The sequence below is a fragment of the Arthrobacter sp. 1088 genome (genome assembly GCF_031455315.1).
Classification (GTDB): Bacteria; Actinomycetota; Actinomycetes; order Actinomycetales; family Micrococcaceae; genus Arthrobacter.
This window is the reverse complement of the sequence record NZ_JAVDSM010000008.1, coordinates 232,089-246,823: the sequence shown is the minus strand read 5'-3', so window position 1 is coordinate 246,823 and position 14,735 is coordinate 232,089. Positions and strand designations below refer to the sequence as shown.

The following is a 14,735-nucleotide window of genomic DNA, read 5'->3' as shown; positions in this document are numbered from 1 at the left end:
TCCCGGCGAGCCTCTACCGGCGCTCTACCGCGCTCTAGCGGCGCTCGGGGAACTTGCCCTCTTCCGCGATGCGCTTGTTGAGCTCCTGCAGGAATTCATCCTCGTCAAAGTCCAGCGAAACTTCCTTGCCGGTCCAGCTGGAGAGGTGGATGGCGTTGGCCAGGCGGACGCCGTTGATACCGTCCGAGCCCGGAGCAAGCAGAGGAGTGCCGTCAAGGATGTTGGCCGCAAAGTTCTCCAGGACACCGGCGTGCTGGCCGCCCCACGCAGACTCGAACTCGATCACCTCGCTGCTGTACAACTCGTCGCGGTTCAACTGACCCATAAAGAGCTTGCGCACGCCTTCCGTATCCATCGAATCACTGATTTCCCGCTCCGGCTTGACCAGCCGGGTGACTGTGGCCACCTTGCTGTCCTCCACCACGATCTTGCCCTGGTCACCGAGGATTTCGAATCTGTCGGTTCCCACGATGTCGTGGGTGGCCGTCACGAAAACGCCCGTGGCGCCGTCGCCATAGTCCACAACTGCGGTGACTTCATCCTCGACCGCGATATCGCGGCGGAAGCCATACGCCACCTTGGAGTAGACAGATTGGGGGACGCCACAGATCCACTGCCAGAGATCCAGCTGGTGCGGTGCCTGGTTGACCAGAACGCCACCACCTTCGCCTCCCCAAGTAGCCCGCCATTCGCTGGAGTTGTAGTAACCCTGCGGCCGCCACCAGTTGGTGATGATCCAGTTGGAGCGGCGGATCTTGCCGATCTCGCCGCCGTCGACGATTTCCTTGAGCTTCTTGTAGAGCGGGTTGTTGCGCTGGTTGAACATGATGCCGAAGGAGAGCTCAGGCTTGGAAGCGGCGAACTCGTTGAGTTCCTTGACCTGCTTGGTGTAGACCCCGGCTGGCTTCTCCACCAGCGCATGAATGTCGCGCTTGAGTGATTCGATGCCCATCTCGGGGTGCAGGAAGTGCGGCACGCAGGTGATGACAGCATCAACGGCACCGCTTTCCAGCAGCGCAATGTAGTCGTCATAGAACGGGACGTTCGGGTACTGGGAGGCGGCAAGTTCCTTCTTGGCAGGATCGACATCGCAAATGGCGCCGATCTCCATGTTCGGGACCAAGCCGTCCGTGATGAACTTGGCGTAGGCGCCGCCTTGCTGGCCCAGGCCGATGATGCCGAGGCGTACTTTCTTGCTCATGAATGCAATCTCCTGTGTTGAAATCTAGAAAAGGTCGGCGTGGCCCATGGCCACCAGGTTGTCGTACGAGGTCTGGAGTGCGTCCCAGACGCTCCGGCCGTACAGTTCGTCCTGCTCCACAAGCAGATATTGGGCACCAGCGGCCAGGGCGGCAGGAATGATGGATGGGAAGTCCAGGTTGCCTTCGCCCACTTCAGCGAACTGCACCACATTCCGGAACTCCGCCATGAATCCGGGAAAGTCGCCCTTCTCCAGGAGCCCGAAGGACGATTCCGGCATCTGACCGATCCTGTAGTCCTTGAGGTGCACCATGGCAGTCTTGCCGGCGTACTTTTGGAGGGTGCGCACAGGGTCCAGGCCTCCGCGCTGCACCCAGTGGACGTCAATCTCCATACCCATGGCCGGGGAGTTCCCGGCGATGACGTCCAGCATGTACCTGCCATCAAACTTGGCGAACTCAATGTGGTGGTTGTGATAGTAAAGGCTGATGCCCTGTTCCTGGAGCCGTTCGGCATAACCGTTTGCTTGTTTGGCGAATTCCACCACCGAATCCAGGGATTTCATCGCTCCGAACGGAAGCATGCCGATGCGCAGCAGCGAGGTATCCAGGCGCTTGGCATCGTCCACGATCTTGTCGAAGTTCTCTGCCAGTGACTCCACCGGCATGCCCTTGCGGCCTTCAATATTGACTGAAAGCGCGGCGATATCCATACCCAGCTCCGTGCGGGACCGGTCCAGCTCGCCCACATTCTCCGGAGTCATCGGGATCTGGGAAATCTCGACGGCGTTATAGCCGATCGCACTGACCTTGCGGAGCGTTTCGAATGCTCCGACGTCAGCAAAACTGTCCTTCAGCATCATGGCTTGGACGCCTATTGTGGCCACTTTTTCCTCCGGGGTTTCCGGGCCCTTCCGGACCCTGGATGTGTCATGGGATGCCGGGCTGTTCAGGCCACGGCACCTTGCTGTTCGATTTGGCTAAGTTGGTTTGCGAGCAGCCGGTGGCGGTCTGCCCGGCGCTGTTCCTGGCGGTCAGGATCCGGCACGGGCGAGGCGAGCAACAGTCGCTGGGTGTAGGGGTGTTCAGGATCGCGGGTGACCACCTCGGCGGGGCCTTGCTCCACGATTTCACCGTGGTACATGACGGCCACGCGGTGGCTGATGTGCCGCACGACGTCGAGGTCGTGGGACACGAACAGGTAGGAAACCCCGGTGTCCCTTTGGATCTGCAGGAAGAGGTCCAGCACCCGGGCCTGGGTGGAGAGGTCCAATGCGCTGACCGGTTCGTCGCAGACAATGAGTTTGGGTGACAGTGCCAACGCCCGCGCAATTGCAACACGCTGGCGCTGGCCGCCGCTGAACTCACGCGGTAGCCGGTGGATCGCGTCCGAGGGCAGGCCCACCTGGTCCAGCAGTTCCTTGACGCGCCTCTTGGCCGCTGCAGGTTCCATGCCCTGAACGCCCAGCGGTTCAGCCAGGATGTCTCCAATTTCCAGCGCCGGGTTCAGCGAAGTGTAGGGGTCCTGGAACACCACCTGAAGGTCCCGGCTCAGTGTCCGGCGTTCCTTGCGCGAGGCGTTGCTGATGTCGTTGCCTTCGAAAATCACCTTTCCGGACGTGACGGGTGCGAGGCCCAGAACAGCCCTGCCCAAGGTGGTCTTGCCCGATCCGGACTCCCCCACCAGGCCAAGGGTCTCGCCTTGGCCAATGCTGATGTTGATGTCCGTAAGGGCCCGGAAGGGCTTGGCCCTGAACCGCTTGCTGGGGTACTCCACCACGAGGTTGTCCACGGATAGTAGCGGGGAGCTTTGTACGGGGCTCATGCGACGGGCTCCTTGTCCTGTGATACAAGCATCGTCATGGGGGTCTTTCCTTCGAGCATGGATCCAAGAAGGGTCTGGGTGTATGGCTGTTTCGGGTTTCGGAGGATGTCCCGGACGGTTCCCTCTTCAACAAGCCGCCCGTTCTGCATGACAACAACACGGTCGCAGAGGTCGGCGACGACGCCGAAGTTGTGGGTCACAAGGATCACACCGATGTTCAGACGCTGCTGCAATTCGCGGAGCAGGTCCAGCACATCCGCCTGGACGGTGACGTCCAGCGCCGTGGTGGGTTCGTCAGCGATGACCAGGTCCGGTTCGCAGCTGATGGCACCGGCGATGAGCACGCGCTGGGCCATGCCACCGGAAACCTCGTGCGGGTAAGCGTTAAAGGTCAATTCCGGGTTGGCAATGCCGACGTCGGTGAGCAGTTTGAGCGCACGCTGGCGGGCTTCTGACTTCGAGATTCCCAAGACACGGACCATGGGGGTGACCAGCTGGTAGCCAATGGTGAAGGCCGGGTCCAGGTTGCTCATCGGTTCCTGCGGAATGTAGGAAATCCTCCTGCCGCGCAGCTTGGACAACCGCTCCTGGCTGACGCGGTCCTCGCCCGGGGCCACGGTGTAGCTACCGTCGAACTGGATGGAGCCGCCCACAATCCTGGCGTTGTCCGGGAGCAGGCCCAGGATGGAGAACGCGGTCTGGGACTTGCCCGAACCCGATTCGCCCACAATGCCCAGGATCTCGCCGCGGTCCACGTGGAACGAGACGTCGTCCACCACCTTCTTGATGGAACCATCAGCCTGCGGATATCCGACGCCGAGGTTGGTCACCTTGACCAGGTGATGCTCAGTCCCGGTCTCGACGGCGGCCACGGATTTGCGTGACTGGCGCGCCTTGGCGGGTTCCGCCGTCGTGCGTTCTGCAGCGTTGCGTTCGGCTTTGGCGACCTTCTTCTTGCGGTGCTTGATCTTTTCGCCGTCTTCCAGGGCATCGCGGATAGCGTTGCCAAGCAGGACGAGTCCACCGATGGTAAGTGCCATGGCAAGTGCCGGCCAGAGAAGCAGGGTTGGGGTGAGATAGACGTTCTTGAAGCCCTCCGAGAGCATGACGCCCCATGTTGCTTTGGTGGGATCACCAAGGCCCAGGAATTCAAGGCCGGACTGGATGGCAATGGCCACGCCCGCGATTGCTGCGGTCTGGATGATGATCGGTGCGCGGACCACGGAGAAGATATGGCGCGCGATGATGCTCAGGTCCGAAAGGCCGGAGACACGTGCGGCATCCACGTAGAGCTCGTTGCGGACCGACTGGACCGCGGTGCGTGTCAACCGGAAGTAGGACGGGCTGATGAGGACACCGAAGGCGATCATGGAAATCCACACGGATGGACCGAACGCCGCGCGGATGGTGAGCAGAACGATCAGGCCGGGCAGGCTCATGAGGATGCTGACCACCCAGTTGGAGACCGCTTCGAACTTGCCCGCGTAGTAGCCGGCGATCAGGCCTGCGGGAAGTCCGATGGCGATCGCCACGCCTGCGCACAGCAGGGCGGACAACAGGGTGAGCTGGGCGCCGAAGAGCAGGCGGCTCCAGGTATCGCGGCCTGCACTGTCAGTCCCCAGGATGTTCACGGAGTCCGCCGGTGCCAAGGTCTTGGTGATGTTCGCGAAGTTCTCCTCAAACGGAGCCAAAACCGGGGCGAAAATAGCCAGCAACGCGATGCTTCCCAGGATGACCAGCGAGGCGATACCCAGGGGGTTCCTGAGGAGGCGGCGCATCATTCCGGAACGCACCACGGTACCGCTTTGTCCATCGGGGGCCTTCGCTGCCACACCCATGGAGTCGGGACTTGCGGAAATTGCCGCTGAATCTACGGAATCGCTCATGACACACGTACTTTCGGGTTGAGCCAACCATTGAGAATGTCCACCAGGAGGTTCACCACGATGACCACCACCACGGTGTACATCACCACTCCCATGACTACGGGAAGATCGGACTGGCCTGTTGCGGTAACTGCGAGGGGACCCATTCCTGGAAGGGCGAAGATCTGCTCGATGATCACCACGCCTCCCAGCATGCCGATCAGTTGCAGGCTCAATACTGTGAGGCCTGCCGGAGCGGCGCTGCGGAGCACGTGCTTGAACAGGATTTCACGCTCGCCAATGCCACGGCTGCGCAAAGTCCGGACGTAGTCACGCTCGAGCTGCTTGATCACGGCACTGCGGATTTGCTGTGCCCCGCCGGTCACTCCATTGATGAGCAGGGCGATGACCGGAAGGGTCATGGAGTACACCCAGGCCTCGGGTCCCACCTCGGGAGAGATAGTGCTGGTAGCCGGGAAGAGGCCCAGCTGGATGGCAAGGATAGTCACAAGGAACACGCCGATCACGTATCCGGGGATGGAGTCGCCGATGATGGCGCCAACCTGGACTGCCCTGTCAACCCAGCCGCGCTTTACCGCTGCAGCAACGCCGATCAGGGCTGCGCAGATGGCGATCAGGATCATTGCGGCGAAAACCATGGTCATGGTTACCGGGATCCGGGTGGCCAGGGAGTTGGCCACCGGCTCCGAGGTGAACCAGGAGGCTCCAAGGTTTCCGCTCAAGGCATCGCCCAACCAGGCGAAATAGCGCGTTGCAAGTGGCTGGTCGAGACCGAGCTCCTGTTCCTTCATGGCCACCTGTTCAGGTGTGGCTTGGTCACCCAGGATATTTTGGGCGATGCTTCCGCTGGAGGTGTACAGCAGGATGAAGGTGAGCGCCGAGACTACGAACAACACCACCAGACCGCTGCCCAGCCTTTTCGCAATGAACTTGATCATGGGTTCCTACTTGGCGGGCGAGTAGTTATAGATGGACGGAACGGCCTGCTGTACTTGCGGGGTGACGTTCACTTTGTCGTTGTGGTAGTACATTTGGTTCACGCGGAAGAGCGGGGCGAACCATGCCTGTTCCACAACGTACTTGTTGACTTCCTGGGCCAGCTTGCCAGCCTCTTCGCCACCGGTGCGCACAGCCTGGATCTTCGCCTCGAGTTCAGGTGTGGTGGTCTTGAAGGGGTTGTACAACGCCTTGGTGGAGACGATCTGGTCGATCGCAACGGTAGGTTCACCCTGGAAGAGGTTGAAGAAGAGCGCCTGGTACTTCTGTGCCGCGACGTCAGCGGTGAACGTGTTGGTGATGGCCGCGCCCGGTTTCAGGGTGATTCCAACGTCCGCGAGCTGTTGCTGCATGACAGAGATAAGGGTTTCAGCTCCGGGCAGGGTGGGAACGTCAAGGGTTACCTTGCCCTCGAAGCCGGAGTCCTTCAACAGTTGCTTGGCCTTGGCGGGATCGTAGCTGTAGTAGTTCTCCAGCTCCTCCGTCCAGGCGCCGCTTTCCTTGCCGAACGGCTGCGAAGTAGGCGTGCCTTGGCCCAGCATTACCTGTTCCAGAATGGTCTTGCGGTCGAATGCATAGTTGATGGCCTGGCGGACCTTGACGTTGGCAAGTGCGGGGTTCTTTGTGCCGTCCCGGTCCAGAAGAAGCAAACCTGACCAGTCAACCTGGTTGGTTTCGAGTTTCATCTTGGCACCCTCTGCCTGCTTGCCGTTCTTGGGATCCAGGAGCGTGGCATCGATCTGGCCGGAAACCAGGGCGTTGGTGCGGGCCGTGGGATCGGTGAGGATCTTCAGGGTCAGCTTCTTGTACTTCTGCAGGTCCTTGTTCCAGTATCCCTCGCGGGCGGTGAAGACCGTCTGGGAATCTTTCACCGAGGCCGCTTTGTCCATCACGTACGGTCCGGAACCAACGGGTACGGTCTTGATCGCATCAGTGCCGAGCGCTGCGGGGCTGCCCATCAGGCCGGCGGCTTGGCTCAGGAAATACTCCAAGGCCGGCTCTGGAGCGCTGAGGTTGATGTCGATGGTGTCCTCGTCCACCACGGCGATGTCCGATACCGATCCGAGCTGGGCCATCTGCGGGCCGTTGGCCTTCTTGAAGTGGTCCAGGTTGGCCTTGGCTGCTGTGGCGTCGAACTTGGCGCCATCGCTGAACGTGACGTCCTTCCGGAGGTCCACGGTGAGCTTGGTATTGGTGTCGTTGTACTTCCAGGCGGTGGCCAGCATGGGGCTGAGCTTGCCGTCCGGTTCGCGCAGGATCAGGGAGTCATAGGCTGCCTGGTACGGCTGTAGTGCGTGGCCGACGTGAGCCTGGGCAGGATCCCACGAAGTGATGTCACGGAGCGTGCCCAGCGTCAAGGCCGTGATGGATTTTCCGCCACCGGCGTTTGAACCAGCTCCGGCTCCTCCGCCGCCACATGCGGTGAGCGCCAGGGAGGCGCTGAGTACGAGGGCGGCTGCTGCCGCCTTTGGACCTAACTTCATTGTCGGCTCCTAATGAGTCTTTGGCCTGACGCGAATCAGAACGAAGGTTGTGGCGTGGACCACATTTTTATCGGTGTGGGACTTACATTACGGAAGGAATCCCGGCTTGGCAACCGATTGTCAAAAGTTTCTGAAAATGTTGCCAAGTTGCCAGGATGTTGGACTCGGTTCCCTGAATTGGAGGCGAAAATGGCCGGAAACTTCGGGCCGGAATCGCCGGCAGACCCGGCTGCGGTTCAGCTCACCAGCTCCAACTGGTCCGGATAGCTCTGCGCATAGATGTCCTTGACGATCCTGAGCGACTTGGCTGCCTCTGCCGGACTTATCCAGAAAGGTCCCTCATCCTCGAGCCCGGTGTAAAAGTCTTTGATCAGCAACTCATGCGAGACGCCCCAATAGGACCTGCCGCCCGTTTCCGCCACCCGCTCCGGGATGACATCCACGGTGCCGTCGTCGTAAGTCACCGTGAGGTCGCCGCGCAGGCTGAGCGTCGCCTTTTCGGTCACGATGTCCAACGAGACCGGCGCATTGACCGCATTGGCCAAAGTTGCATAGAAGACACTCCGCGCGCCGTTTACGTGCTCGGCAACAAACTCCGCGGTGTCTTCCACCTCAATCACGCCGGCCAGCGATCGCGTCGAGGCCCGGCCTTCCACCTTGGCAACATCACCAACCAGCCACTGAAGCAAATCGACAGTATGGATGGCCTGGTTCATCATCAAGCCACCGCCGCCCTCCAGCCAGGTGCCGCGCCAAGGCCGGTCGCGGTAGTAGTCGCCGTTCCGGTGCCACATGACAGTGGCCGATGCGCCGATTACCCTACCCAGCCCACCGCCGTCGAGCATTTTCCGCATTGCCTGGGACGTCGCGTTGTAGCGGTTCTGGAAGCAGACGGCGATCTTGGCATGGCTCCGTTCAGCCGCAAGAATGAGCCGCTTCCCCTCTTCAAGCGTGTGCGCGAGAGGCTTCTCGACGATCACATTGACGCCGCGCTCCAGGCAATCGGCTGCCAGTGAGGCATGGAGGTGGTGCGGGGTACAAAGATGCACGACGTCGGGACGCGCCTTCTCCAGCATGTCCAGATAGTCCGTGTACCCCGGCACGTTGTGGGCGCCTGCTGCCCCTTGCAACCGCCCGGGATCGGTATCGCAGACACCGACCAACTGGACATCGTCCATGGTTGAGATCGCCGAAAAGTGGATCGTTGAGATGTCACCGCAACCGATGACTGCCGCTGTAGGCATTTCCTGCTCCTTTGAAGGATGGTGCTGGTGCGTTGCGGCCGAGCCGGCTGTCAGGCCAGTTCGACGCCATTCCTGGCCGCCAGGCTCGCGAAAGCCCTCGCAGCAATGCCGAAGGCTACGGGTCCGGAGTACCCACCGAGCTCGTGGGCGTTGGCGAGGTGCGGCTCCAAGGAGGCAAAGCCTGTGAAGCCGTCGGCCTTGAGTGCGGCAATGGTGGCATCCAGTTCGCCGTCACCCTGCCCGGCAGGAACCACCTCACCCGTATCGGCCAAGGCATCCTTTACCTGCAAGTACTCAAGGTACGGACGCAGCATCGCATAGCCCTCGGTGTAAGGCTTGACGCCTACCTGTACGAAGTTGGCGTTATCCCACGCCACCCGGAGCGCCGGGGAGGCCACAGTCTCCATGATGTCCAGCACCCTCTCGGGCGTATCGCCGTAGATGCCCTTTTCGTTTTCGTGGAGCAGGACGATTCCACTGGCTTCGGCCTCGGCAGCCAATGCCCTCATGCGTTCCATGACGGCATCCCGGATTTCTTCCTGGCTCTGGCCTTCGGCGCGGTAGAAGGAGAAGATCCGGACGTACTTGGCGTCAAGGCCCTTGGCCACTGAGATGATCTGGCGGAGCCGATTGACCTCATGCTCCACGGGAAGGCTGACGTCCACCTTGCCTATGGGGCTGGCAACGGCAGAGACTTTGAGGCCTCTTTCGTCAAAAATCCCTTTGAGCCGCTCCACTGCTTCCTTTTCCAGCTCGGACACGTTTGCGTCCCAGGCGCTGCGGACTTCGATGTGGCTGGCGCCGAGGGCCAGGAGTGCTGCGGCCTGGATCGCGGGATCGGGGTCTATCTCATCGCCGAAACCGGACAGGCTCCACACGGCATTGGGTTGAGTCACGAAATCTCCTAGATAGTGCCTGTGGCGGCTGGTTCCTCGCGGCGCCGCAAGGGTGCGGTGACACAGTTCACAGGCGGTGCTGTTCCCTGAGTTTAGCCAACTTGGCATCCTCATGACAACCGATTGCCACAATCTGCCATGCTGTGGCATTCTTGATAAACGGTGTGGCAGCAATCACAGCCGGATGACCCGTTGTTCAGAGAGGAACACCCATGGCGACACAACCCGTGGCATCAGACCGGCCCGCCACCATCCATGACATTGCCGCCCTGTGCGGAGTCGCGGCATCTACTGTGTCCCGGGCGCTCACCAACCCGGACCGCGTCAATATCCGCACCCGACAGCGGATCCAAGCTGCCGCCGTCGAACTTAATTACACGCCGAACTCCCAAGCAAAGGCACTGAGCTCCGGCCGGACCGGAGCAGTTGGGGTGCTGGTGCCGGATATCACCAACCCGTTCTACTTCGACCTCATCCGCGGAACGCAGCTGCAACTCAAGGCTGCAGGGTACACACAGTTACTGGTGGACACCGAGGAATCCGATGAAGTTGAGGCCAGCACCCTGGAGCAGCTGCGCAAGAGCGCTGACGGCGTGATCGTTGCAGCCTCCCGCTTGAATGACGAGTCCCTCGCCGCTGCTGCCGCCAAGATGCCCATGGTCACCGTGAACCGTGACGTCGTCGGCGTTCCTGCCGTCATCATCGATACTCCATCCGCCATGCCGCAGGCGCTGGACCACCTTATTTCCCTGGGGCACACATCCGTGGCCTACGTAGCCGGGCCGGTAGTCTCGCAGTCGAGCGCCCGGCGCTGGGCCTCGCTGTCCGCAGCGGCCGAGGACCGTGGAGTGGATGTTCGCAGCCTCGGCCCCTTTGCTCCAAAGACGCAGTCCGGCGCTGCCGCTGCCGATGCCGCAGTCCACAGTGGAGTGACTGCCTGCATTGTCTTCAACGACCTCATAGCCATCGGCATGTTGCAGCGGCTTCGCGAACGCGGCCTGCGCGTGCCCGAAGATATGAGCATCGTGGGTTGCGACGACATCTTTGGTGCCGACTTCTGCAACCCACCTCTGACGACCATGAGCTCACCCATCGAGCAAGCCGGCCGGGTGGCGGTGTCCATGTTGCTGGCCCAACTGAACCCCTTGGCTGGAGGTGGCAACCGCAGCCGCTCGGTCATGCCCACCCATCTCACCGTCCGCGGCTCCACAGGTCCGGTCTCTTCCGGCTAGGTCGGGAGGTTTGGGGATCGTTCACTCACATCCTGCCGCCCCACAGGCAACGTTCTCTCACATCCTGCCGCCCCACAGGCAACGTTCTCTCACATCCCGCGGCCCTTGACGGATCGTTCTCTCACATCCCGCCGCCGCACAGGCAACGTTCTCTCACATCCTCCCGCCCCCACAGGCAACGTTCTCTCACATCCCGCCGCCCTACAGGCAACGTTCTCTCACATCCTGCCGCCCTACAGGCAACGTTCTCTCACATCCTGCACGTCGGCACTCAACGCGTTTGTCCCACGTCGGGCGGTGCGGCCGTAAAGTTTTCCTGCGACTGCGTGATGGGAGCTCCGCGTCGAAGCCCGGTGCTATGTGCGAGCGCATCGGCCAAAAGCACGTTTGATGTGAGAGAACGACCGCCAAAAACCTATTGGATATGAGAGAGGAAATGCGGGGCTATTTCCACCACGTGTCGAAGATGGTGACCGGCACTGTGCGCTTGTGGCGTGTGCGGAGGTACTTCTGCTCAATGATTTCCGCAACGCCGTCGGGAACTTCGCGGCCTTCGAGGTAGTCGTCGATTTGGTCGTACGTGACTCCGAGCTCGTCTTCATCGGTACGGCCCGGCTTGTCGTCCAGCAGGTCAGCCGTGGGCACCTTCTGCCAAAGTCGCGCGGAAGCGCCCAACTCGGCCAGGAGTTCGCGGTTCTGGCGTTTGTTCAGACCGAACAGCGGCAGGATGTCCGCACCGCCGTCGCCATATTTAGTGAAGAAGCCCGTGACGGACTCGGCGCCGTGGTCTGTGCCGATCACCAGATAGTTGTGTTCGCCGGCGATTGCGTACTGGGCAACCATGCGTGCGCGGGCCTTGGTGTTGCCTTTGTGAAAGTCGGAAATTTCAGCGCCAGTGGTTTTCTCGAACTCTTCCTCGAATCCGTCCACGGCGCGGGAGATGTTGAAGGTCCGTTCGGTTTTGGCCTTGATGAAGTCCAACGCGGCTTGGGCATCGTCTTCGTCGTGCTGGATACCGTAGGGGAGCCTGACCGCGACAAAGTTCGCGTTAACGCCTTCAGCTTCCAATTCCTCGACTGCCAGCTGTGCCAAGCGACCGGCAAGAGTGGAATCAAGACCCCCGGAGATGCCCAGCACAAAGCCGTTTGTGCCAGTGGCTTTCACGTATTCCTTCAGGAACGTGACCCGTTTGCGGACCTCCTCTTGGGGGTTGATCCGGGGCTGGACGCCCATTTCCTCGATGATCTTGGCCTGGAGTTCGCGCATGTGTCCAACACTAGTCAGCCGCATGACAAAGGCTCAACCATATTGCGACGTGATTCGACGTCCTTTGATTCGACCTGGGCGGCCTCGGATGTGAGAGAACGATCATCGAAAAGCCGCACGACGTGAGAGAACGACCGCCAAAAAGCCGCACGACGTGAGAGAACGACCGCCAAAAAGCCGCACGATGTGAGAGAACGACCGCCAAAAAGCCACACGACGTGAGAGAACGTCCGCCAAAAAGCCGCAGGATGTGAGCGAGGATCAGGCGAGGAAGCCGCGCAGCAGTGAAGCCGTTCCTTCCAGGTGTTCGATGGTGGCGCGCTCGGCGGCGGGGGCATCGCCGCGCAGGATCGCTTCGGCGATCTCGGTGTGTTGTTCGTTGGCATGCTCCAGGTTGGTGCTGAGCAAGGGGATCCGGTCCAGGAGCTCGTTGAGCCGGGACCGTGTTTCGGCCACGGCGCCTACCAGGCTTGCGGAGCCGGACAATTCGGCAATCGCGATGTGGAACCGGGCGTCGCGCGGACGGTAGCCCACGGCGGGGGAAGCGCTGACTTCAGAGAGGCAGACCTGTAGGTGTCGGCGGGCAGCTGCGGAGAGGTCCGCTTTGGCGGCTAAAGCAGCAGCGGCAGGCTCGATGATGGACCTGAAGAGCAGGACGTCCTCCACTTCGGCGGGGTCGAGCGGCCCCTGGTCCGGCTGGCGCTGGACTGCCGTTGTGGAAACGAATGTTCCGCCGTACCGGCCGCGCTGGACTTCCAGATAGCCGGCGCTTTGCAACTCCCCCAAGGCGTCGCGAAGGGTGGCGCGGGAGACTCCCAATTGTTCGGCCAGTTCGCGTTCGGGCGGCAGTTTCTCGGCCGGAGCAAAGATCCCCAGCTTGATGGTCTGCAGGATGTGTTCGATGGTCTCTTCGAACGCGTTGCCGCCCCTGACTGGGCGCAGCATCGAGAACGACGGGCCAAACGGTGAGTCCGGCACGGCATCTCCTTCCACGGAATGCGGGCTGCGCCAACCAATGAGGCCATTCACAGGGCGCTGCTGCCTCCATGCTACCCACGCCGAGCAATAAAGGTCATCAAAGAAACCATTGGACACGCCTCGGATTGTGATCCAAGTCATCAGGTTTTTCAGAAAAGTCTTGACTCATGGGGAATCACGCTCCAGACTTTGAAGCACACTTTGGACTGAAAACAGTCCTTTAGGATCTGATTGATCCCCCGCTCGACTTTTCCCAGAAGCATTCCTCAGACGATAGGAACACGCATGGAAACAGTGCACCAGCCGCCCGGCGGCGAGGATGAGTATTTGAAGCACCGGCGCCTCAAACGGGGTGCCGCCGGATGGGTTCTCCTCGCGGGACTTGGAGTGGCCTACGTGACCTCCGGCGATTTCGCCGGCTGGAACCTGGGCCTGGCACAAGGAGGCTGGGGCGGCCTGCTGATCGCTTTCCTTCTCATGGCCGTGATGTACACCTGCATGGTTTTCGGGCTCGCTGAGCTCTCATCAACGCTCCCGACGGCGGGCGCTGGCTATGCGTTCGCCCGCCGGGCCCTGGGACCACTCGGTGGATTCGCAACCGGCATGGCGGTCCTGATCGAATACGCGGTGGCACCGGCAGCTATTGCCACCTTCATCGGCGGCTATGTGGAGGCGCTCGGCCTGTTTGGCCTCACCAACTCGTGGCCGGTCTACCTGGTCACGTACGTCATCTTCATCGGCATCCACATCCGCGGAGTCGGCGAAGCCCTCAAGATCATGTTCGCAATCACCGCGGTGGCCACCATCGCCCTGGCCGCCGCCGTCGTCGGCCTGCTTCCAAAGTTCGATTCGGCCCGGCTGTTCGATATTGTTCCCGATGGATCCGCAGGCTCCAGCGCGTTCCTGCCCATGGGTATCAGCGGCATCCTGGCTGCGCTGGTCTACGGAATCTGGTTCTTCCTGGCGGTGGAGGGCGTTCCCCTCGCGGCTGAGGAAACGTCGAATCCCAAGAGGGACATGCCACGGGGAATCATTGTGGCCGTCATTATCCTGGTCATTTTCGGCGCGCTAATGCTGGTTTTGGTACCCGGTGCAGCTGGCTCCCAGGCCATGAGCGAATCCGACAACCCGCTGCCTGAAGCCCTACGCATCGCCTACGGTGGCAACACTTTCCTGGCTGAGTTCATTAATTACGCCGGACTGGCTGGTCTGGTGGCGAGCTTCTTCTCCATCATTTATGCCTATTCACGCCAGCTGTTTGCCCTCTCGCGGGCAGGCTACCTCCCCCGCTGGCTCTCCCTCACCGGCAAACGGCGCACCCCGTACTGGGCATTGATTGTTCCGGGCACCATTGGATTCCTCCTCGCGGCCATCACCCAGGATGGTGCCTTGCTCATCAACATCGCAGTCTTCGGCGCGACGGTTTCCTACGTCCTGCTGAACCTCTCGCACATCGTCCTTCGCAAGAAGGAACCCAACCTGGAACGCGGTTACAGGACGCCTGGCGGGATCGTCACGACGTCGATTGCCCTGGTCCTGTCCGCGGTGGCAGTCGTGGCGACGTTCGTCGTCGACGTCTTTGCCGCTTCCATTACGGCAGCGATTTTTGCCGCTGCCCTCCTTTACTACTGGCTCTACAGCCGGCACCGGATAGTGGCGGGCGCACCCGAGGAAGAGTTCGCCCAACTCGCCATGGCCGAGGCCGAGCTGAAGTAGCAGCCAGCAGAAC

General features: G+C 61.1%; 12 protein-coding genes. 2 read left to right on the top strand and 10 right to left on the bottom strand.

The genetic code is table 11. The features are described 5' to 3' along the window. Positions 1-34 precede the first annotated feature (34 nt). The 8 genes from J2Y41_RS14825 to J2Y41_RS14790 all read right to left on the bottom strand — a co-directional run bounded on the left by J2Y41_RS14825 (position 35) and on the right by J2Y41_RS14790 (position 9,530). On the bottom strand, positions 35-1,201 hold the full coding sequence (locus J2Y41_RS14825) for a Gfo/Idh/MocA family oxidoreductase (protein ID WP_309929584.1): 1,167 nt from the start codon (positions 1,199-1,201) through the stop codon (positions 35-37). Positions 1,202-1,225: 24 nt separating this feature from the next. Next, on the bottom strand, positions 1,226-2,086 hold the full coding sequence (locus tag J2Y41_RS14820) for a sugar phosphate isomerase/epimerase (protein WP_309929582.1): 861 nt from the start codon (positions 2,084-2,086) through the stop codon (positions 1,226-1,228). A gap of 62 nt (positions 2,087-2,148) precedes the next feature. Further along, on the bottom strand, positions 2,149-3,024 hold the full coding sequence (locus tag J2Y41_RS14815; RefSeq protein WP_309929581.1) for an ATP-binding cassette domain-containing protein: 876 nt from the start codon (positions 3,022-3,024) through the stop codon (positions 2,149-2,151). Then, positions 3,021-4,910 carry a dipeptide/oligopeptide/nickel ABC transporter permease/ATP-binding protein gene (locus J2Y41_RS14810; protein WP_224093988.1) on the bottom strand — a complete coding sequence of 630 codons (1,890 nt, stop codon included), beginning with the start codon at positions 4,908-4,910 and terminating at the stop codon, positions 3,021-3,023. The genes J2Y41_RS14815 and J2Y41_RS14810 overlap by 4 nt, the downstream gene beginning before the upstream one ends. Continuing rightward, positions 4,907-5,848 carry an ABC transporter permease gene (locus tag J2Y41_RS14805; RefSeq protein WP_224093987.1) on the bottom strand — a complete coding sequence of 314 codons (942 nt, stop codon included), beginning with the start codon at positions 5,846-5,848 and terminating at the stop codon, positions 4,907-4,909. The genes J2Y41_RS14810 and J2Y41_RS14805 overlap by 4 nt, the downstream gene beginning before the upstream one ends. A gap of 6 nt (positions 5,849-5,854) precedes the next feature. After that, positions 5,855-7,390 (bottom strand): ABC transporter substrate-binding protein, encoded by a 1,536-nt coding sequence (locus J2Y41_RS14800; RefSeq protein WP_224093979.1) that lies wholly within the window; start codon positions 7,388-7,390, stop codon positions 5,855-5,857. A 236-nt stretch (positions 7,391-7,626) separates the two neighbouring features. Then, entirely contained in the window at positions 7,627-8,634 is a 1,008-nt protein-coding gene (locus J2Y41_RS14795; protein WP_224093977.1) for a Gfo/Idh/MocA family protein, read from the bottom strand. Positions 8,635-8,684: 50 nt separating this feature from the next. Beyond that, the gene (locus J2Y41_RS14790; protein WP_309929573.1) at positions 8,685-9,530 is read right to left on the bottom strand and encodes a sugar phosphate isomerase/epimerase family protein; all 846 of its coding nucleotides are present in this window, start codon (positions 9,528-9,530) and stop codon (positions 8,685-8,687) included. Between the two features lie 212 nt (positions 9,531-9,742). Here J2Y41_RS14790 and J2Y41_RS14785 point away from each other — a divergent pair, with 212 nt between their 5' ends. Continuing rightward, positions 9,743-10,762, top strand: coding sequence for a LacI family DNA-binding transcriptional regulator (locus J2Y41_RS14785; RefSeq protein ID WP_309929571.1), 1,020 nt, complete (start codon positions 9,743-9,745; stop codon positions 10,760-10,762). 444 nt (positions 10,763-11,206) lie between these two features. On the opposite strand, the gene nadE is transcribed toward J2Y41_RS14785, so the two are convergent. After that, on the bottom strand, positions 11,207-12,028 hold the full coding sequence (gene nadE, locus J2Y41_RS14780; RefSeq protein WP_224166213.1) for an ammonia-dependent NAD(+) synthetase: 822 nt from the start codon (positions 12,026-12,028) through the stop codon (positions 11,207-11,209). A 261-nt stretch (positions 12,029-12,289) separates the two neighbouring features. Beyond that, entirely contained in the window at positions 12,290-13,006 is a 717-nt protein-coding gene (locus tag J2Y41_RS14775; RefSeq protein WP_309929566.1) for a GntR family transcriptional regulator, read from the bottom strand. Positions 13,007-13,291: 285 nt separating this feature from the next. Between J2Y41_RS14775 and eat the strand changes: the two genes are divergently transcribed. Next, on the top strand, positions 13,292-14,722 hold the full coding sequence (eat, locus tag J2Y41_RS14770) for an ethanolamine permease (RefSeq protein ID WP_309929564.1): 1,431 nt from the start codon (positions 13,292-13,294) through the stop codon (positions 14,720-14,722). The last annotated feature ends 13 nt before the right edge of the window (positions 14,723-14,735 follow it).